This window comes from Colwellia polaris (assembly GCF_002104515.1).
Classification (GTDB): domain Bacteria; phylum Pseudomonadota; class Gammaproteobacteria; order Enterobacterales; family Alteromonadaceae; genus Cognaticolwellia; species Cognaticolwellia polaris.
The window spans coordinates 28,034-50,621 of the sequence record NZ_NBOE01000017.1 but is presented as its reverse complement, the minus strand read 5'-3'; the positions used below and the strand labels follow the sequence as shown (position 1 = coordinate 50,621).

Genomic DNA, 22,588 nt, shown 5'->3' with positions numbered 1-22,588 from the left:
GCAATCTATTGAGGATACACATGAGTGATTTTGCCCCAAGATATTTAGCTGACTATAGCGAATCAAACTTTTCAATTTCTACAGTCGAACTAGATTTTAAATTAGACGAAACTAAAACCCGTGTTACTAATCGTATGAAGATGACACGTAAGGTAGCGACCAAAGATCCCCTAGTTCTTGATGGTGAACATTTAACGCTTTTGTCCGTATTAATAGACGATGAAATATTATCAAGTGATGATTATCAACTAAGTGATAACAGTTTATCTTTGCTGGTAGACAAAGCTGAGTTTACGTTAGAAATTATTACTGAAATTAATCCACTAGATAACACCGCGCTTGAAGGGTTATTTAAATCTGGCGATGCTTATTGTACACAATGTGAAGCAGAAGGTTTTAGACGCATTAGTTATTATTTGGATCGCCCAGATATTATGGCAACGTTTAGCACTAAAGTTATTGCAGACAAAGAGAAGTTTCCATTTTTATTATCAAATGGTAATAAAGTTGCTGAAGGAGATTTACCTTCGGGTCAGCACTTTGTGCAATGGCATGACCCATTTCCAAAACCCTGTTATTTATTTGCTTTAGTTGCTGGTGATTTTGATATTTTAAAAGACAATTTCACTACCAGTTCAGGGCGTGATGTTGCTTTAGAGATATTTGTAGATAAAGGTAATTTCAATAAAGCACATCATGCCATGGCCTCATTGAAGCATTCAATGAAATGGGACGAAGAAACTTTCGGGCTCGAATACGATCTTGATATATATATGATCGTTGCCGTTGACTTTTTTAATATGGGCGCAATGGAAAATAAAGGCTTAAATGTATTTAACAGCAAATTTGTTTTAGCTGATGAAACCAGTGCAACAGATGTTGATTATTTTAATGTCGAAGCTGTTATTGCCCATGAATATTTTCATAATTGGACAGGTAACCGAGTTACTTGTCGAGATTGGTTTCAATTAAGCCTAAAAGAGGGTTTAACGGTATTTAGAGATCAACAATTTAGTGCTGATATGCATTCTGCTGCTGTTAATCGTATTCAAAATGTTCGTGTACTGCGCTCGTTACAATTTGCTGAAGACGCAGGGCCAATGGCGCATCCGATCAGACCCGAAAAAGTAATAGAAATGAATAACTTTTACACCCTAACGGTTTATGAAAAAGGTGCGGAAGTTATTCGTATGATCCATACCTTGTTAGGTGCTGATAAATTCAGAGCAGGCATAGATTTATATTTTAAACGTTTCGATGGTATGGCAGTAACATGTGATGATTTCATCAGTGCAATGTCAGATGCTTCAGGTGTTGACCTAACCCAATTTAAACATTGGTATACGCAATCAGGAACTCCAATAATTAATGTGAATGAAAGCTTTGATATTAAAACATCTGAATACACACTTACTTTAGCGCAATCGAATGGAGACAACCCAGCATTACATATTCCCATTGGCATAGAATTAATTACGGCTAAAGATGAACAGAATCAATCAACCTTGTTGCAATTAACGGAAAAAGAGCAATCTTGGACCTTTAAAGGTTTTAGCCAAAAGCCAGTATTAGCTTTGCTAACGGGTTTTTCAGCGCCTGTTAAAGCCCCCTTTAGCCAACCGGATCAAGATCTACAAATTATAATGACAAGAGCAACAGATGAGTTTTGTCGTTGGGATGCAGGGCAAAAGCTGTTAACTACTTACATTATGCAGTTATTACATAATCCAGCGTTAGTACTGCCTGAAAGTTTATATAGCGCATTTGTTGAAATTTTAAATGCTGATATTTCAGAGGCCTTTAAAGCTGAACAGTTAACGTTGCCAAGTTTTAGTGAATTAGCCGATAGTATTGATGAAGTTGACCCGATAGCTTTACTCAATGCCATTGAAAATATTCAGCATCAAATAGCCAGTAAACTAGCACCTATGTTGTTAAAGCAATACCAACAAAATATACAAGCTGACTATGCTAATGATGGTAAAGCTATTGGAAAACGCGCATTAAAAAATATATGTTTAAGCTATTTAACTCGTTTAAATGATCACCAAAATTTAGTTACTCAGCAGTATCAAAGTTCAAATAATATGACAGATACATTGGCTACGCTGAGCTGTGCAGCAAAAAGCTCTCATGAAAAACTTAATGAGATGATGGTAGATTTTGAAGGCAAATGGCAAGACATAACACTCGTTATGGATAAATGGTTTGCCATTCAAGCCAGTGTTAATGATGAGTCTATATTTGACAACTTATCGAAACTTATTGCCCATCCGTTATTTAGTTTGAAAAACCCAAATAGAGCGAGATCGCTTATCGGCGCATTTGTCAATAGTAACCCACGTTATTTTCATTGTGCTTCAGGCAGGGGATATCAATTTTTAATTGACCAATTAATTAAACTTAACGATATAAACCCGCAAGTAGCGTCTAGATTAATAACACCATTGATACAATTTAAGTCTTTTGATCAAGACAGACAAATTATGATAAAAGCTAAACTTGAACAGTTAGCTAAGCAAGAAGTACTTTCTAAGGATTTAAAAGAAAAACTTGATGCGGCACTAGCGTGATAGGAAAGCTGAATGAAGTATTACTTTTACTTGAATATAACTAATCAAGAGTATTTACCTTATTATCAAGGACGAATTCAATCGATTGTAGTGATGTCAGATCAGGGCGTTAAAGTTGAGTTTCCAGCTATGCATTTGCGAAAGCATCTTAAAGGAACAGGTATAAAAGGGCACTTTTGTTTACAAACTCTCAACAATAAATTTTTGTCATTAGATAAAATATCTTGATTAGAGTTTTTGCTTTAAACAGTGGTCAGACCATCCTAGGTGAAAAGTACAAGGTTACAATTACTTTGTCGAAGACTATTTCTGTTCACTAGTTAATAAATGCAGCTCAAATACTAGCCGTTTAAAACATGCGTTTTAAACGGCTTTTCATTCTCATCAGATGACTTAACTCAAGTCTTTAATATAAAGGGCTTTAACTGTTGTTTTAGCGCTTGCCACATGATGTAAATGATGTAATTATTGTTTTATACCATGATAGATGGATATAAAAATAAAAATGCAGAATTACATTTGGGGAGAAATGATATGAAACAGAACCTTCGCAACGGCTTTTACAAAAAGCCACTTGCTGTCAGCATTGCCGCCGCCTTAATTACATTGACTAGTGCTAATGTTCAGGCAAAAAACTTTCAGTTAGGGAACTTCGATATCAGTTTCGATTCTACGTTCTCTGCAGGCACAAGCTGGCGTGTAGAAGATAGAAATTGGAATGATAATGTCGGTAAGTCTAATAATATTAATAATGGCTTTGATTTTAGCCAATATCATCCAATACTCAATGTAAACCCTAATGCAGCAACTGTATGGGATGGCGCTGGAAGTTATTCAACCAATGGCGATAACGGCAACCTTAATTACGATTCAGGTGAAAGTTTTTCTAAGTTAATTAAAGGCTCACACGATTTAGACATTCGTTATGATAACGTTGGTTTCTTTGGTCGTGCGATGTATTTCTATGACTTTGAAATGGTCGACGGTGAAAGAGCTTGGACTAACCCAAGTTCAGGTGTAGTTAATGACCCTTGTCGTGATGATGAAGCACGCGATCAAGTTTGTCGTGATGTTCGTGTTTTAGATGCTTTTGTTTATGGTGATTTTAACTTAGGTGAAATGCCATTTTCTGTTCGCGTTGGTCAGCAAGTAATAAGCTGGGGTGAAAGTACACTAATTTCACACGGTATCAGTGAGCTCAACCCTGTTGATATCTCTCGTCTTAAAGCTCCAGGTTCAGAGTTAAAAGAAGCGTTTATTCCTTTTGGTGCTGTTTGGGCATCTTTAGGTGTAACTGAAAACTTTAACGTTGAAATGTTTTATCAATATAACTGGGAAAAAACGGTATTACCGGCCCCAGGAAGCTACTTTTCAACTAATGACTTTGCTGGTGACGGTGGACAATTTAATAACGTACAATTGAACTTCGCCAGTAACCCAGATATGGATCTTGATTCACTGATTACAAATTTAAATGGTTTAAGAGCACAAATTCTAAACGGCAACCTTGCATTGGCTGATGCCGGTAGTGCTTATGTTGGTGGTTTCCCAACTAAGTTAACGCTACGTGAAGAGGGGGCTGAAAACGATCCTGAAGATGGTGGCCAATATGGTTTACGTTTATCTTGGTATTTACCAGAGCTAAATGATACAGAAATTAGCTTCTACCACATGAATTACCATAGTCGTCGTCCTGTATTTTCTGGTGTAACAGCAGATTTTACTCCTGAAGCTTTAGCGCATGATGTTGGTATGTTAGCTTCTACAGAAATTACTTATGATAACTATACTGATTTAAAAGCATTTTCACGTGTAGAACTTGATTATATTGAAGATATTAAGCTTTACGCGTTAAGTTTTAACACTGCCGTTGGTACAACATCTGTTGCGGGTGAAATAACTTATCGTCAAGACGAACCTTTACAAATTGATGATGTTGAATTGTTATTCGCCGCTATGCCACAACAATTAGCGAATAATCTAGGTCGTACAGAGTTAGATGGTATTTCACAAATGCCAGTATTTGCCGGTGGAGAACGTGCAAACGGTTATATATTGTCTGATACATTACAGGCACAAATGACGTTAACTCATCTTTGGGGACCAAGTTTTGGTGCCAGCCAATTGGTAACATTGCTAGAAGTTGGTGCCATTGATATTCAAGATATGCCGGATCAAGACGTTTTACGATTGAATGGTCCTGGTACTGCAAGAAACGGTGGTGTTGCAGGTAAAGAAGGTTTGGAGTTAGCTTTACAAGATGGCGTTGAAACCAACCCATTTCCAAGTGCCTTTGCTTGGGGATATCGTTTTGTAGCAAAACTTGATTATAACGATGTATTTGCTGGCATAAACGTTTCGCCAAAAGTTGTGTTTTCACATGATGTAAACGGTATAACACCGGATCCTTTATTTTTGTTTGTTGAAGATAGAAAGTCAGTCTCACTTGGTTTAGGTTTCGATTACCAAAGCCGTTGGTCAGCAGACTTAAGCTACAACAGCTTCTTTGGTGGTGTAGGCACGACCAATCAAATGGAAGATCGCGATTATGTATCTTTTAACATTAAGTATTCAATTTAAGGTTGTATGAGGACTATTTTCATGAGAAATATATTTAAAAGTACCTTTAAAAAGGTAACGCTAGTATCAATGGCGGTCACAGTAGCATTAGCATCGGCTTCTGCATCAGCAAAAGTCAGTGATGAAGATGCGGCTAAATTAGAGAAAGAGTTAACACCATTTGGTGCTGTTCGTGCAGCGAACAAAGACGGCTCTATTCCATCTTGGACAGGTGGTATAAAATCAGCTCCTGCTGGTTATACAGTTGGTGATCATCATGTTGATCCATTCCCTGAAGATAAAGTACTGTATACTATTACCGCTGCCAATTTAGCTGAATACAAGAGTTTATTAACACCGGGGCAAATCAAGTTATTTGAAACTTACCCTGATACTTATAAAATGAATATTTATCAATCACGCCGTTCAGCGTCGTATCCTGAGCATGTTTATCAAGCAAGTGTAGATAATGCGACTAAAACTGAATTGGTTGAAGGTGGTAACGGTATCATTGAAGCTGCAGTTGGCATTCCATTTCCGATGCCAACAAGTGGTTTAGAAGCAATTTGGAATCATATTTTACGTTATCGTGGTGAAAAAATTGTTCGTGAAGGTGGTCAAGCTGCACCTACGTCTTCTGGCGATTACACCTATATGGGTTTTGATGATCAATTACTAATTCCATACGGTGTTAAAGGTGTTAAATCCGCAGAGCTGCAAGAAACGAATATTTTATTCAAGTTTAAGCAAAAAGTAACAGAGCCAGCTCGTTTAGCAGGTACGGCATTATTAGTTCATGAAACTATGGATCAAATAAAAACACCTCGTCAAGCATGGACATACAATACGGGTCAACGTCGAGTTCGTCGTGCACCTAACGTTGCTTACGACGCACCTGGTACAGCGTCAGATGGCTTAAGAACTACTGATGATTTTGATATGTTTAATGGTGCGCCAAATCGTTATAATTGGACACTAAAAGGCAAGCAAGAGTTATTAATTCCTTATAACGATTATCGTTTGCATAGCGACAATTTAAAATATGACCAAATATTACAACCGGGTCATATTAATCCAGAACTCGTACGTTATGAAAAACATCGTGTTTGGGTTGTTGAAGCTAACTTAAAGTCTGATACTCGTCATACTTATAAAAAACGTGTGTTTTTTATCGATGAAGATAGTTGGCAAGTAGCGGTTACCGACATTTACGACAATCGTGACGAGCTTTATCGTGTTGGGGTTGCTCATGGTATTAATTACTATGAAGTACCAACACAATGGTCAACGTTAGAAGTATTTCATGACCTACAGTCTCGTCGTTATATTGCGATGGGCTTAGATAATGAAGCTAACATGTACGACTTTTCGGCAGATTTACAAGATGTAGACTTTACTTCTTCGGCATTGCGTCGTGAAGGTAGAAGATAAAATAACTAAATGATTAAAACGGCTGGCTAATGCTAGCCGTTTTTGTTTTAAATGTTATCAAGAGTTTTTATGCCAGGTTGAAGAATTAGCAGTTTGTTGATGGTAGTTAAAATCAATAACGGTGGCGATGGACTATACTGTATGGCTTGTAAATATCTATTTTTTCAGATAAATAGTAAAGCGCTTAATTAATCAATTTGATAATAATTTTCATTCCTCATAATTTTAGCTAAACTAAAATATGAGGGTAATCCGATGCGCTGAACTCTGTTCACGCTAAATTTATAATATTTCAACCTTAGACATAAATCTTAGTCTAAATGAATGGAGCTAATATAGTTAATGATGCGTCTTCTCATTCTTTTACTCAGTTTTCTTACTATCCCAATTATCAATGCGCAACCGCAAGACGCGATTGTTGCTCCTTTAGCGAGCAAATCTCTTTTACTTGATATTACAATTGTAAACCAGTCTACATTAGTCGCTGTTGGCGAACGTGGTCATATTTTGCTTTCTCATGATGGTGAGGTATGGCAGCAAGCTAAAGTCCCCGTGCAAGCTACATTAACTGCTGTTTATTTTTTCGATGAAAATAGAGGTTGGGCTGTTGGTCATGACGCTACTATTTTAGCGACTAAAGATGGCGGTTTAACCTGGCAATTACAGCAACATTTACCCCATGTTCAAAAGCCGTTATTAGATGTGCTATTTACCGATGAAAATAACGGTATAGCTATTGGTGCTTACGGCCTATTTTATCGCACAGTTGACGCTGGTGAACATTGGACTATTGAATATCACAATGAATTTCTTTTCCCAGAAGATCAAGAATATTTAGCTGAACTAAAGTTACAAGACGAGAAAGCTTACCTAGATGAACAAAGTAGTATTCTTCCTCACTTTAATCGAGTGGTTGCTGATGGTCGTACTTTATACTTAGTAGGCGAAATAGGCTTAATTGCAAAAAGTAATGACTTTGGCATAAATTGGCAAAAGTTTGACGAAATATATCCAGGTTCATTTTATGATATAAACCGTACCCAACAAGGCAACTTAGTTGTTGTCGGCTTACGTGGCCATATATTTCGTAGTTTACGTAACGGTACACCTTGGCAAGAAAGCGATAGCCATGTTACAGCACTATTAAGTGCTATTGTACTAACCGATGATGAACGTATATTTGTCCTAGGTAATAACGGCGTATTATTAGAAAGTCGTGATGACGGCTCTACTTTTACAAAGCATCTCCAAAAAGATGGGAAACCTCTGATTGCTGGAGTTTGGTATAAAAATAAAATTATTGCCGTCTCAGATGTTGGCATAAAAACCATTAACGTAATGAAGTAATTGTCATGAAACTTAATTCTTTTTTCAATGTAGTAGAAGCTACACTCTTTCGCCGTCGTTTAGCTGTTTTGATATTTTTTATCTTAACCAGTATTTTCTTGTTGTTTCAAGCATCTCAAATTAAGCTTGATGCCGCTTTTACTAAACACATTCCTCTAAACCACAGTTATATGAAAACCTATCTCGAGCATCGAGAAAACTTTGGTGGTGCAAATAACGTATTAATTTCAGTTTGTGATACAAGTGACGATATCTTCAACCCTGATTTTTTTACCGCTTTAAAAGGTGTCCACGATAAATTATTTTTCATACCTGGTGTTGATCGAATTCAGGTTAAGTCATTATTTTCACCTAGTACTCGCTTTGTAGAAATTGTTGAAGATGGATTTGCGGGCGGTCCTGTTATTCCTGCAAATTTTCAACCAGACGAAGCCGGTTTAGCCATTGTTAAAGGCAATATTGAAAAAGCGGGCATTGTTGGCAGTATAGTTTCAGATGATTACAGCTGTTCTATGGTCAAAACTTCGTTAATGGAAATTGACCCAAATACAGGTGAAAAGTTAGATAGTATTGTTCTTGCTGCGCAACTCGAAAATGAAATTCGTGGTGAGTTCGAAAAAGACAATATTTCTGTGCACATTATCGGCTTTACTAAAATGGTGGGTGATGTAGCTAAAGGCGCAAAAGGTGTTGTGCTATTTTTTGCTATTGCCATAGCTATTACAACCTTAATGGTATTTTGGTTTTGTCGTTCGATTTCACTTACTATTTTACCTATTGCTTGTTCATTAATTGCGGTGGTTTGGCAGTTAGGTATGCTATCAACCTTAGGCTTTGGTTTAGACCCAATGTCGATTCTAGTACCTTTCTTAGTTTTTGCTATAGGTGTTAGTCATGGCGTTCAAATGATTAACTCCATTTCCAAAATGGTTAACAATGGTAAAAGTAGCAAAGAAGCGGCCCAAGCAAGTTTTAGAGTCTTGCTAGTGCCTGGTGGTATTGCATTACTCTCTGATACTGTTGGCTTTATGACTTTATTGTCAATCGATATAGGTATTATTCGTGAATTAGCAATTACCGCTTCTTTAGGTGTTGCCATGATCATATTAACTAACTTAGTGTTGTTACCGTTGCTAGTTTCTTATATGAAAATACCTGCAAAAAAAGCTACAACCAACGAAAAAGTTAATTCAGGCACTGACGGTATTTGGCATTTAATGTCGACTTTTGCTACGCGTAAAGTTGCAATATTTATTCTAGCCTTTACCGCTGTGCTTTATATTGTGGGTTATATTAATGCTCAGAATATGAAAATAGGTGAGTTGCATGCTGGTGCACCTTCGCTACATGAAGAGTCACGCTATAACCAAGACACCTTTTTAATTACCGATAAATATGCCATTAGTGTCGATTACATGTCGATTATTGTGGAAACGACTGCCGATGCTTGTACTTACTATGATCAAATGAATATTATTGATCAATTTCAGTGGCGCATGGAAAATGTCGAAGGTGTTCAATCAGCGGTAAGTTTAGCTTCAATAGCCAAAATCGTAAACTCAGGTTATAACGAAGGTAACCCAAAGTGGCGAGTATTATCACGTAATCAACAAACCTTAGTTCAGTCTATAGCACGAGTACCATCGTCTAGTGGTCTACTTAATAGTAATTGTAGTGCAATGCCGGTAATTCTATTTTTAGAAGATCATAAAGCAGAAACAATTACTCGTGTCGTTGATGCAGTTAAAGTAGTCTCTAAAGATCTAGGTAAAGATGACTTAGTCTTTAAACTTGCTTCTGGTCCAGTTGGTGTTATGGCAGCTACTAATGAGGCTGTAGAAGCTGCTCAAATCCCTATGATGCTTTATGTTTATGGCGCGGTAATCATTTTATGTTTATTAAGCTTTAGAAGTTTAAGAGCTACCATAGCTGTTGTTGTGCCACTTTATGTTGTATCAACGTTGGCCCAATGGTTAATGACTGCATTAGATATTGGTTTAACAGTATCTACATTACCTGTTATTGCATTAGGTGTTGGTATTGGTGTTGACTACGGTATTTATATCCTTTCAACTATGAGCGTAAAACTGCGAAATGGTGCAACAGTACAAAGTGCATATTTTGACGCTTTAAAAGAGCGAGGCAGTGCTGTATTAATTACCGGTGTTACTTTAGCTATTGGTGTTTCAACGTGGTTTTTCTCAGATTTAAAATTCCAAGTTGATATGGGAATACTGTTAACTTTCATGTTTTTGGTGAACATGATTGCCGCTGTGCTGGTACTACCAGCTATTGCAGCATTTCTGTGGCCTGAGCGAAAATAAATTGTAATTAATTGATAATATAATTATGCATAAATAAACAAGAAAATGGCCGAAAGGCCATTTTCTATTTATAACTTATGAATAAACAATTGAATGTTTTCATACTTGTTACATAATTAGACTGTTTTTAAAGTAATGCATCTAAAATAGTGCTCGCAATCGCCTGAGTTTATTAATAAGATCAAGTTTATAGTCTATTATTCTATATAGACTAAAATACAATAATTATTTCAAGCGTTTTATCCAAAAAGGAAAAAGGCATGGCGTTAGTAGACGGTTTACCTTCAGTGATACTTTCGAACGTAGCACAGTTAATTGAAAAAAAAGTTCCATCAGCAACTGCTCCTCTTGTTAAACAGTTTGCAGAGCTGCTTTATAGAAATATTTCAACCTTAGATTTAGATCATAGAAATGATAGTGACATGTATGGTGCCACACTAAGCCTTTGGAATACTTTAAATGACCACCAAGATGATAAACCTGTGATTAAAGTCTTCAATCCGCAGGTATCTAAAAACGGTTGGAAATCTAGTCATACAATTATCGAAATTATCGTTAAAGATATGCCATTTTTAGTTGATTCTGTACGAATAGCATTAAGTCGATTAAATCTAACACCGCACTTAATGTTGAATTCGCCAATAAAAATCATTCGCGATAAAAGTAAAAGTATTACTCAACTTTCTTCTTCTGTTGACCAGTCATTCAAATCAACCTCAGTTGAAACCGTATTTTTTATTGAGATTGATCGTCAAAATGATGCAAAAGTATTAACGAATATTGCTAAAGAATTACACTCTGTTGTTAGCGATATTTCGGTTACAGTTAACGACTGGAAACCGATGAAAGCACGCTTAAGTGCTGTAATTGATGAAGTTAAAAAATCTAAATTACCTTGTTCAAAAGAAGAACAGGAAGACAGCATCAGCTTTTTAGATTGGATTTTAGCGGATAACTTCACTTTATTAGGTTATAGAGCATACGATATCAAAGCTGTAGAAGGTGATTTAGCCCTTGAAGCAGACGTAAAATCTAGCTTAGGTTTAATGAACCAATACGACGGCAGTAAAACACGACTTATCTCCGCTTTAAGTGGAGCTGCTCGTGAAATAGCGCTAGGTAAAAACTTACTTATTTTAACTAAAACTAATTCAAAGTCGCGTGTTCATCGTCCTGCTCATCTTGATTATATAGGTATTAAACGTTTTGATGATAAAGGTAATGTATTAGGTGAAGAACGTTTTGTAGGTTTGTTTGGTTCAGCATATTACACAAACAGTGCTCTAGATTTGCCATTGATTAAGTCAAAAGTTGCTGGCGTGTGTCAAAACTCTGGTTTTGCTGAAGGCACTCACGCTTATAAAGCCTTGATTAATATTCTTGAGACTTACCCGCGTGATGAAATTTTACAAAGTTCACCTGATGAATTGCTGAAAAACGTTCTGGGTATTTTCCAAATGCAAGAACGTGACTATTCTGGTTTGTTCATGCGTCGTGATGCTTTTAATCGCTTTTATTCTTGTATGGTTTATGTCCCGCGCGAACGTTACAACACGGCGTTGCGTATTAACACCCAAAAGCTATTGCAAGAAGCGTTAGGCAGTGATGAAGAAGTAGAATTTACTACTTACTTTTCAGAGTCAGCACAAGCTCGTACTCACTATATCGTTAGAGTTAAATCGACAAAAGCAGACATTAATGTGAAAGAAATTGAAAAGAATTTAAATCATGCAGCTCGCAGCTGGGATGATAACTTAGCAGACGCCTTAAACTCGCATAAAGGTGAAGCTAAAGGTAAAGCTTTAAGCCGAAAATACATTAGCTTTCCACAAGCCTACAAAGATGAAGTATTGCCAGGTACCGCAATCGTAGATATTGAAAAATTCGAAGCGTTAACGTCTGAAAATCAACTTGAAATGTTGTTTTATCAACCTCAAGAAGAAGATGCCAATAGCCGCTTTGTTAAATTAAAACTTTTCCACTCAGGTGAGCCTCTGCATTTGTCAGATGTATTGCCTATGTTAGAAAACTTTGGCTTACGCGTAATCGGTGAAAGCCCTTATGCAGTCAAAGCCGATAACGGTGAAGTATATTGGATTTTAGATTTCTCTATGCTGTTAACAGGCAAAGGAAAGTTCAATTTAGAAGTCGTACAAAGTTTATTCCAAGATGCTTTCGCTAAAGTATGGTCTCGCGAACTAGAAGATGACGGTTTTAACCGCTTAATACTAGGTGCTGAATTAGGTGGGCGTGAAGTATCAATTATTCGTGCTTATGCTAAATACGAGCGTCAAATTGGTGGAACATTTAGCCAAAGTTATATTGAAGACACTTTTGCTCGATACCCAAGCATTGCTAAGTTATTAATTAAACTATTTAAATTACGCTTTACACCGAACAAAAAGTTAAATGAAAAAGCGATCGAAAAAGTCCATACAAGCCTTGAGTCTTCGTTAGACAGTGTAGCCAGTTTGGATGATGATCGTATTATTCGTCGTTTTGTTGAAATGGTTAATGCGACTATACGTACAAACTATTTCCAACCGCATGCTGTAACGGGTGAAAAATCTTATATTTCATTTAAAATTGTCCCTTCACAAATTTCGGATGTGCCATTACCAATTCCTGCGTTTGAAATTTTTGTATATTCTCCGCAAGTAGAGGGTGTTCATTTACGTGGTGGTAAAGTTGCTCGTGGTGGTTTACGTTGGTCTGATCGTCGTGAAGACTTCCGCACTGAAGTTTTAGGTTTAGTTAAAGCGCAACAAGTTAAAAATACAGTTATTGTGCCTGTTGGTGCAAAAGGTGGTTTTGTTTGTAAACAACTTCCAGACGGCGACAGAAACGCAGTATTTGAAGCCGGTAAAGAATGTTACCGTACTTTCATTCGTGGTTTATTAGATATAACAGACAATATTGTTGATGGTGAAATTGTCCCGCCAGTTAATGTTGTACGTTTAGATGAGGACGACCCATATCTAGTTGTTGCAGCAGATAAAGGTACAGCAACTTTTTCTGATGTAGCTAATGCTATTTCTGATGAATACAATTTCTGGATGGGTGATGCTTTTGCCTCAGGTGGTAGCGTAGGTTACGATCATAAAGCCATGGGTATTACGGCTAAAGGTGCATGGGAGTCAGTAAAACGTCACTTTCGTGAAATGGATATCGATTGTCAAACAACTGATTTTACCTGTATTGCCATTGGTGATATGGCAGGTGATGTTTTTGGTAATGGTATGTTGTTATCAAAGCATATACGCTTACAAGCAGCGTTCAACCATATGCATATATTTATTGATCCAACCCCAGATGCGGCTAGTTCATATGTTGAGCGTGAGCGTTTATTTAATTTACCAGGATGTACTTGGGATGATTACAATAAAGACTTGATTTCTGAAGGTGGTGCTATATTTAGCCGCCAATCTAAATCAATTAAGTTAACTCCTCAAATTAAAAAAATGCTTGGTACACAAAAGCAAAATATGTCGCCACTTGAGTTAATGCAAGCCATATTAAAAATGCAGGTAGATCTGTTATGGAATGGCGGTATTGGTACTTATGTTAAAGGCTCTAAAGAGTCTCACCTAGAAGTTGGCGATAGAGCTAACGATGCCTTACGTATTAATGGTTCAGAACTCAATGCTAAAATTGTGGGTGAGGGGGGTAATTTAGGTTTTACTCAACTTGGCCGTATTGAATTTGGTGCTAAAGGTGGTCGAATTAACACTGATGCCGTTGATAACGCTGGTGGTGTAGATTGTTCAGATAATGAAGTTAACATCAAAATTTTATTAAACGGTTTAGTGCAAAATGGTGATTTAACCATTAAACAACGAAATAAAATTTTATACGATATGACCGATGAAGTTGGCGATATTGTTATTGATGACTGTTATCGTCAAACTCATTCATTGTCGATCACTGAACTTCGTGGTGGTGGTCAATTAAAAGAACAAGCACAATTTATTAGTGAACTAGACCGTTCAGGTAAGCTTGATAGAGCGCTTGAGTTTATTCCAAGTGATGAGGAAATTGCTGAGCGTTTAGCACTAGGTAAAGGGTTAACTCGTCCAGAGTTATCAGTACTGCTTGCTTATAGTAAAATGGTACTTAAAGAAGAGCTTGTTTGTCCTGAAATTACCGACAACGAATATCATCAAAGTTTACTCATTGAAGCTTTCCCTAAACAGTTACAAGCAAGCTACAGCGCGCAAATGCAAGGGCATCCGTTACGAGCTGAAATTATCGCGACACAACTAGCGAATAATATTGGCAACGATATGGGCTTTAACTTCGTCCATCGTATGAAGGAAGAAACTGGCGCTAGCACATCAGAGATTGCAAACTGTTATACCATGGCAAGTGCTGTATTTGAGCTTTCTGATGTTTGGAAGCAAATCAGTGATTTAGATAATAAGATCTCTACAGCCATACAAACTGAAATGCTATTTCAATTACGTAGAACGGTACGCCGAGCAACACGTTGGTTCTTACGTCATCGTAACAAATCACTTAATATTGCAGAATCAATTGCTTTTTATCATAAAACTTTTGTTGAGCTTTCGAGCAACATTGCAAATTTCATGATTGAAAAGGAAGCAACGCAAATTAAACGTGTTGAAACTGACTTAGTTAAAGCTGGTGTGCCTGAGTCTATTGCTTTGAGAATTTCTTTATTAAGTACCTTGTTCTCAGTAATGGATATTGCTGAAATTTCAAAATCTGATGAAGTATCAACTGAATTAGTAACAGACCTTTACTTTAAACTTGGTGCAAAATTAGATTTACATTGGTTCCTAGACCAAATAACTTCTCAACCTGTTTCTAACCATTGGCAAGCATTGGCTAGAGCATCGTTTAGAGAAGAGCTAGATTGGCAACAACGCTCGTTAACCTCTGTTATATTACGCGGTAATAAAACAGCAACAGACGTAGATACTATGATTGAGCAATGGCTTGTAGAAAGCGCTCAACCTTTAGAGCGTTGGCAGCATATTTTGGCAGACTTTAGAATTGGTAAAACCCACGAGTTTGCTAAATTCTCGGTTGCATTACGAGAATTGATGTTGTTAAGTTTACACTGCGACCCAGTGAAATAAGTGTTAAGATCCCCGCCAAGAGCGGGGATTTTTTTGTTATCAAGTTTATTTCATGCCAGTTTTTGTACAGGCATTATTATATTTATTTAAAGAGGTATTATGTTTTACTCAGCTATTCGTAAAGTGTTTTTTAAATTCGACCCAGAAGCAATTCACGAATTAACGATTAAAGGCTTTAAAGCTACAGGTGCTTCGCCACTTAATAAACTTTACAAGCAAACTTTACCCAATAGGCCTGTCGAAGTTATGGGCATTAAATTTCCTAATCCAGTTGGTTTAGCGGCAGGTTTAGATAAAAATGGCGAATGTATTAAAGCTTTTGAGGCTTTAGGTTTTGGCTTTGTAGAAGTTGGAACAGTTACACCACGTCCGCAACCTGGTAATGAAAAACCACGTATTTTCAGATTGCCTGAAGCTAACGCTATTATCAATCGAATGGGCTTTAACAATAAAGGTGTTGATTACCTTGTTGATCAAGTTATTAAAGCTAAATACAGTGGTATTTTAGGTATTAATATTGGTAAAAATAAAGATACGCCAGATGAAAATGCCAAAGATGATTACATTCATTGTATGCGTAAAGTTTATGACTTTGCTACCTACATCACGGTAAATATTTCTTCACCTAACACTCCGGGCTTGCGTTCATTACAATATGGTGATGCTTTAAATGAGTTATTATCTGCATTAAAAGCGGAACAAACAGCGCTTGCTGAGAAATTTGGTAAATATGTTCCTGTTGCGGTAAAAATTGCGCCTGATTTAAATGCTGATGAAGTCGACTCTATTGCACAATGTTTAATTGCTAATAATATTGATGGCGTAATCGCGACAAATACTACTTTAGCGCGCGACAAAGTGGCACATTTACCTTACGGTAATGAGCAGGGCGGGTTAAGTGGTGCACCGGTAAAAGACAAGAGCACAGAAGTTATCCAGCTACTTGCAAAAGCATTAGACAACAAATTACCCATTATTGGCGTTGGTGGTATTGCTTCAGCAGCAGACGCTCAAGAGAAAATAGCTGCTGGTGCAAAGCTTGTTCAAGTATATACGGGGTTTATTTATCAGGGACCTGAGCTAATTAAAGATATTGTAAAAAGTTTTAAGTAAGAGTAATGCTAACTTGTTTTGCCAACTTTAATTGCTTAATTAGCTGTTCACTTTTACGCTTGAAAAATTAGTACACAATATAAGTTAACTGGCTATAGTTTCTCAATATAAAAACTGCAAATAAAGCATTATCTGTTTAAAAATTTAAAAGGCCATCAACAATATTATTGTTGATGGCCTTCTTTTGTTTTCGTACTGAAAATATTTTTTATGAAACGAGATAATTAAGACTTACTTACTAAAATAGCTTCTAATCGCTCCATACGCTCTAAAAGTAATTGTAAGCTGGTATCAAACTCATTTACTGTAGTAGCCGTGAACATTTGTTGTTTATCACGACTTTTAGCGTTTGCATCTAGTGTACTTAATGCAGAAGACAAGCTCTTAATTTCAGTTTTTACACTGTTTAATGCCATTATTTGTTCAGACACAGAATTAACCGAAAACTCAGTCGCGGTAATTTTATCTTTTAATTCGTTTATTGTATTACTTTGAAGGCTCATTGCTTCTATGGTTTTATCTTGCTGCTGTACTATTTTTATACTTGTAGAGTTCAGCTCTTTGATCTCTTTTTGATTTTTTCGCCAAGCAGAAGCCCACAGTTTATCCATTTCAGAAAGTAGTAATTCAGTTTTTTCACCAATAGCTTCTAATTTAACTTTTAACGCTATTGTTGATTCACCCATTTCTTCGCCTGTGGCTGAGAGCTGGTTTTCTAACTGTTGTATTCGTTGCGAACTTGATTCTAATGAACGAGTAACATTTATTTGTTGTTGATAAAAATACCAAGCAGTTGCACCTAGCGCAACATAAGGCATTAGCAATAAAAGCGCTTTTATCATAGATGAAGGTTTTTTTGTTTTAACCGTGTGCTTTGACTCGTGGACTTTCTGTGATTTTATTGCAGGTTCACGAGCAACTTTAACTTGATCTTGATCTATGGTGATTGTGGGTAATTCAGGCTCTACACGTTTTGACAAAAGAACATCCTACTAGCAGTGGTTATCATATTAATTAAGTTTTAACTTTATATGAATGATATTTTAACAGTTGAGAGTAACTTTATAATAATTCTTAAATTTTGTACAAAAAAACCGACTAATAAGTCGGCTTTTTATGCAATTAAATGTAATGCTAATTACACGAGATGATACTAATAGCTGTCGTTATGTACGCTTTGAACAGCTCGACCAGATGGATCGGCCATATTAGCAAAACTTTCATCCCATGCTAATGCTTCTGGTGTACTACAAGCAACTGATTTACCACCTGGTACACAATCAGCAGCAGATGCAAGCGGAAAGTGTTCTTCAAAGATACATCGGTAGTAATAAGCTTCTTTAGTATCTGGTGTATTAACAGGGAACTTAAATTCAGCACTTGCTAATTGTTGATCGCTAACTTGTGCTTCAACATGTTGTTTTAAGCCATCAATCCAAGAGTAACCTACGCCATCAGAAAATTGTTCTTTTTGACGCCACAAAATCTCTTTAGGTAAATAACCTTCAAAAGAAGAGCGTAAAATAGCTTTTTCCATTTTACCACTGCCGCACATTTTATCTTCAGGATTAATGCGCATAGCAACATCCATAAAGTTTTTATCTAAAAACGGTACACGTGCTTCAATACCCCACGCTGACATAGACTTGTTAGCACGCAAACAATCATACATGTGTAATTTATCAAGTTTACGTAATAGCTCGTTATGAAATTCTTCAGCGTTTGGTGCTTTATGGAAATATAAATAACCGCCAAAAATTTCATCAGCACCTTCGCCCGAAAGTACCATTTTAATACCCATAGCTTTAATTTTTCTCGCCATTAAATACATAGGTGTAGAGGCACGAATAGTGGTTACATCATACGTTTCTAAGTGGTAAATCACTTCTTTAAGCGCATCTATACCTTCTTGCTCTGTAAAAATAACGCTGTGATGTATAGTACCAATGCTATCTGCTACAGTTTTTGCGGCGACTAAGTCTGGAGAGCCAGCTAAACCACAAGCAAAAGAATGTACTTTTGGCCACCAAGCCTCTGAAAGGTCGTTTTCTTCAATACGTCTAGCGGCAAACTTTTGTGTGATGGCAGAAATTAACGAAGAATCTAAGCCACCTGAAAGTAATACGCCATAAGGTACATCTGTCATTAAATGACTTTTAACTGACTCTTCAAGTGCTTCACGAATTTTTTCTTTGCTAGTATTGTTATCTTTAATAGCAGAATATTTTTGCCAGTTACGTTGGTAATATTTGACCAATTTGCCTACACGACTATCTAAAACATGACCAGGAGGGAATTCTTCAACAGTTTTACAAATTGGCATTAATGCTTTCATTTCTGAAGCAACGTAGAAGTTACCTTCAGCATCATAACCCGTATAAAGTGGAATAATACCCATATGATCGCGGGCAATTAGATAACTATTGTCAACTTCGTTGTAAAGGCAAAAAGCAAACATACCTTGAAGTTTATCAACAAAATCACTACCAAATTTTTCGAACATTGGAATAATAATTTCGCAATCAGACGCCGTTTGGAAAGGGTAGTCAGGTGTATGTTGGCTAGCTAATGTTTTATGGTTGTAAATTTCACCATTAACCGCTAAAACTAAAGTTTTATCAGTGTTATATAATGGTTGTGCGCCGTGCTCAGTATCAACAATTGATAAACGTTCATGTACTAAAATAGCGTTATCATTGTTGTAAATGCCAGACCAATCTGGACCACGATGACGAAGTAAACGAGAATATTCTAAAGCTTTAGGACGAAGTGCGTCTGCACCTGTTTTAATATCTAATATACAAAAAATCGAACACATTGAAGTGCTACCCCTTTATATTAATTAATGACAAATTGTGTGATGAATACGCAAGTAAATTTACTGAAGCGTATGTCGCTGTTTAACTTCAAAGTACACATAAATATGTTGGCAGAGAAATTATTGCTCAGCAAATTGCTGTAGCTACACTTTGACACCATTTCATAATAAATCAATAGAATTTTTACTCTAAAGTAATAAAAAAGAAAAAGAACATCTGTATTCGATATAATAAACGCTAGTGTTAAAAAAATAGATACCTTAATATGTTGATGAAAATAATCGATAAATTCATTTTTTGATTCGAAATTTAATCCCAATAAGGTTATCAATGTTAAGTACATTAAAAACAATAAAACTAAACACTTTGGTTATCGCTATGTCGCTAAGTTTAGCCTCTAGTGTAAGCAGTGCAGCAGTAAGTAATAAAATAGCGAACAATGTTGAATTAACTGTTGAAGAGTTACGTATTGATAAGGCAATTAAATCAGTGCCTGAAGTCGCCCTAAGATTAAGTGAGCGCGTTGACGAGTTTACTCAGCAGGTGAATAAAGCGAATAATTACACAGCTTTAACGCAATTAGTTATTCGACATGGCGCTGGTCTATGGCTTGATGCCAAAACATCATTTAATCAGTTAAATGATGTTGATGACCGTCCTCTATATTGGGCACGATTACAAATGAGCAAAGCACTTCGCTCGGCTAAAACCTTTGCTGGATTATTTGAGAGTCAACAAGACAAATTGTTATGGTCATTTGAATTAATTTCACGTGGTAATACGGATATTAAGTTTGATAAAAAAGCAGATAAAAAAATATTATTGACCGGTTTCGATCCGTTTTTTCTTGATAGACATATTGACCAAAGTAACCCTTCAGGCGTTGTAGCGCTATCTTTAGATGATATTGTGGTGAGTATAGAAGGGCAAACGGCAGAAATAGAAGTCCTTATGATCCCTGTACGTTTTGCAGACTTTGATCAAGGCATGATAGAAGAGCTACTTAAACCTTACATTGCAAACAAGTCCGTTGATATGGTGTTAACCGTTAGTATGGGGCGCGAGAATTTTGATTTAGAGCGCTATCCTGCATTACGTCGCAGTGCGAAAGCTCCAGACAACCTTAATGTTTTAACAGGTGCTAGCCAAGAAAATCCTTTAGTTCCATTGTATAAAGATAAAGCATTAAACGGGCCTGAGTTTGTTGAGTTTAGTTTACCTATAACGACAATGTTAAATGGTGAGGGTAAATATAAAATCAACGACAACCGTAAAGTATCAACGCTAACGCAGGGCAGTTTTAATGGTCAATCATTAGTAGCGCTTAACAAGCAAACATCGGTAAGCGGCTCGGGCGGCGGATACCTTTCAAATGAAATTTCGTACCGCAGTATATTACTTCGAGATCAGTTTAATTTAACATTACCTGTTGGACACATACATACCCCTAGAATTAAGGCTTTTGATAAAGAGGCATTAGTAGATATTGTTAATCAAACGAAAAATATTATTACCCAGGGAGTAGCATCTTTATAGCTATTGACTTGAACTTGACTTAAGCAGATATAAAAAACGCTACCTCAGGTAGCGTTTTTTATTTCAACTTAGCTCTATATGTTAAACAGTTAGATGTTATTGGTTACATCTACTGATAGTTTTAGCATTTGGCCCGGTTGTAAATATTTTTTGCGGTTAAGGTTATTCCAACGTTCAATGTCGATAATTTTAACATTAAATTTGTCAGCGATCCGTGCAAATGAGTCTCCCTTGCGCACACGATATTGAATGTTACGCATGATCGCTTTTTCACTCGGGGTTAACTGGTTTGATGAAATTTCTTTAACCGCCGCTTTTTGCCAAATAACGAGTTTTTGCCCTGGTTTAATTGTGTCTCTAGGGGCCATAGCGTTCCATTTCGCAATGCTTCGAGTTGAAACATTATAAGCACGGCTTAAATCCCAAAGAGTGTCGCCCGATTTCACAATATGTATACGCTTCTCACCAGCTAAAACTTTATTTTGTGTTTTAGCTAAACGTTGGTTTTGTGAAAGCAAGTAACTGTCTAACGAAGCGGTAGCTACAGGTATTAATAAGAATTTACCGGCTCTAATTTGGTTACCTTTAACGTTATTAACTTGTCTGATTAAGTCTATCTCAGTATTAAATTTTTGTGCTATTTTGCCTAAACTGTCACCGTTTTTAATTTTATAGCGTTGCCAAGCTAATCGTTCTTTTTTGCTTAACTTTGCTAAGCCTTCTTCAAAAACTGCTACTTTATGGCTAGGTAAAAGTAAATAGTGTGGACCATCAGGATCAGTAGCCCAGCGATTAAATCCAGGGTTAAGTCTTTGCAATTCAGTTAGCGATAACTCAGCTAATTGCGCCGCTTTGGCTAAATCGAGTTGTGAACCAATATTGACATGTGAAAGCACTGAGCTATTTTCAATCTCGTGTAATTTGATTTTTAACTCATCGCTGCGCTTAACAATGTCGGCTAGCGCAAGCAGCTTAGGCACATAGGCACGAGTTTCTTTAGGTAAGTCTAATGACCAAAAGTCAGTAGGAAGATTTTTCTTTTGATTTTTTCTTACTGCTCGCCTAACTCGACCTTCTCCAGAGTTATAAGCAGCTAAAGCAAGCATCCAATCGCCATCAAAAAATTCATTTAAGTATTTCAAGTACTTAATTGCACCTTGAGTTGATGCAACCACGTCACGGCGACCGTCATACCACCAGTTTTGTTTCATGCCGAATCGTTTACCAGTACCGGGTACAAATTGCCACATACCCGAAGCTCTACCATGTGAGTATGCAAAAGGATCGAATGCACTCTCAACTATAGGTAATAAGGCTATTTCGATTGGCATGTTGTTAGCTTCTAACTCTTCAACAATGTAGAACAAAAAAGGCTCGGCGCGTTTTGCTACACGAGTTAAATAAGTTGGGTGCTTAACAAACCAATCTCTTTGACTCGCAACACGTGAATTTTTAGGAATAGTAAGATTAAGGTTGCTCCGTATTCTCTGCCATACATCATCAGAAAAATAATTTTCTTTATCTTCATTACCTAGGTCAACATTGCCATCGGCAACAGGGTGAATTACATCAATCGCTTCATCAACTAATAGCGCTTGATTAATCTCAGCTACTGAGGCTACGTCAATTAGCGCATCCGCTTCTACATTAGTATTGTGTTGATCAGATTGGTTTTGATTTAATATTGATTGGCAACCGGACAATAAAAGAACGGTTGCTACAGATAGGCTTATATACTTCATGAAATATCTATTTGGGTTTACTTGGCGCCAGTGTTACTTATT

Annotated in this window: 12 protein-coding genes; 9 read left to right on the top strand and 3 right to left on the bottom strand. The window is 36.7% G+C overall.

Going from position 1 to position 22,588, the window contains the following annotated elements:
- The first annotated feature begins 20 nt into the window (after positions 1–20).
- From pepN to pyrD, 8 genes are all read left to right on the top strand, one after another.
- Entirely contained in the window at positions 21–2,573 is a 2,553-nt protein-coding gene (gene pepN, locus B6A32_RS18340; RefSeq protein WP_085306371.1) for an aminopeptidase N, read from the top strand.
- A 12-nt stretch (positions 2,574–2,585) separates the two neighbouring features.
- Positions 2,586–2,801: a DUF2835 family protein gene (locus B6A32_RS18335; protein ID WP_085306370.1), complete on the top strand. Its 216-nt coding sequence runs from the start codon at positions 2,586–2,588 to the stop codon at positions 2,799–2,801.
- Positions 2,802–3,107: 306 nt separating this feature from the next.
- On the top strand, positions 3,108–5,153 hold the full coding sequence (locus B6A32_RS18330; RefSeq protein ID WP_085306369.1) for a DUF1302 domain-containing protein: 2,046 nt from the start codon (positions 3,108–3,110) through the stop codon (positions 5,151–5,153).
- A 21-nt stretch (positions 5,154–5,174) separates the two neighbouring features.
- Positions 5,175–6,563: a DUF1329 domain-containing protein gene (locus B6A32_RS18325; RefSeq protein WP_085306368.1), complete on the top strand. Its 1,389-nt coding sequence runs from the start codon at positions 5,175–5,177 to the stop codon at positions 6,561–6,563.
- Between the two features lie 342 nt (positions 6,564–6,905).
- A complete protein-coding gene (locus B6A32_RS18320) occupies positions 6,906–7,910 on the top strand; it encodes a WD40/YVTN/BNR-like repeat-containing protein (protein WP_233131472.1) in 1,005 nt (334 codons plus the stop codon).
- Positions 7,911–7,915: 5 nt separating this feature from the next.
- Complete coding sequence (locus tag B6A32_RS18315) at positions 7,916–10,234, top strand: efflux RND transporter permease subunit (RefSeq protein WP_085306367.1); 2,319 nt, start codon at positions 7,916–7,918, stop codon at positions 10,232–10,234.
- Between the two features lie 260 nt (positions 10,235–10,494).
- Positions 10,495–15,336: an NAD-glutamate dehydrogenase gene (locus tag B6A32_RS18310; protein ID WP_085306366.1), complete on the top strand. Its 4,842-nt coding sequence runs from the start codon at positions 10,495–10,497 to the stop codon at positions 15,334–15,336.
- A gap of 99 nt (positions 15,337–15,435) precedes the next feature.
- Complete coding sequence (pyrD, locus tag B6A32_RS18305) at positions 15,436–16,449, top strand: quinone-dependent dihydroorotate dehydrogenase (RefSeq protein WP_085306365.1); 1,014 nt, start codon at positions 15,436–15,438, stop codon at positions 16,447–16,449.
- A 224-nt stretch (positions 16,450–16,673) separates the two neighbouring features.
- On the opposite strand, the gene B6A32_RS18300 is transcribed toward pyrD, so the two are convergent.
- Together B6A32_RS18300 and asnB are read right to left on the bottom strand one after the other, a co-directional pair.
- The gene (locus B6A32_RS18300) at positions 16,674–17,429 is read right to left on the bottom strand and encodes a hypothetical protein (protein ID WP_085306364.1); all 756 of its coding nucleotides are present in this window, start codon (positions 17,427–17,429) and stop codon (positions 16,674–16,676) included.
- A gap of 173 nt (positions 17,430–17,602) precedes the next feature.
- Positions 17,603–19,267: an asparagine synthase B gene (asnB, locus tag B6A32_RS18295; protein ID WP_085306363.1), complete on the bottom strand. Its 1,665-nt coding sequence runs from the start codon at positions 19,265–19,267 to the stop codon at positions 17,603–17,605.
- A 331-nt stretch (positions 19,268–19,598) separates the two neighbouring features.
- On the opposite strand from asnB, the gene B6A32_RS18290 reads away from it, so the two are divergent.
- On the top strand, positions 19,599–20,804 hold the full coding sequence (locus B6A32_RS18290) for a C15 family peptidase (RefSeq protein WP_233131471.1): 1,206 nt from the start codon (positions 19,599–19,601) through the stop codon (positions 20,802–20,804).
- Positions 20,805–20,893: 89 nt separating this feature from the next.
- On the opposite strand, the gene B6A32_RS18285 is transcribed toward B6A32_RS18290, so the two are convergent.
- Entirely contained in the window at positions 20,894–22,546 is a 1,653-nt protein-coding gene (locus B6A32_RS18285) for a lytic transglycosylase (protein ID WP_085306362.1), read from the bottom strand.
- Positions 22,547–22,588: the final 42 nt, after the last annotated feature.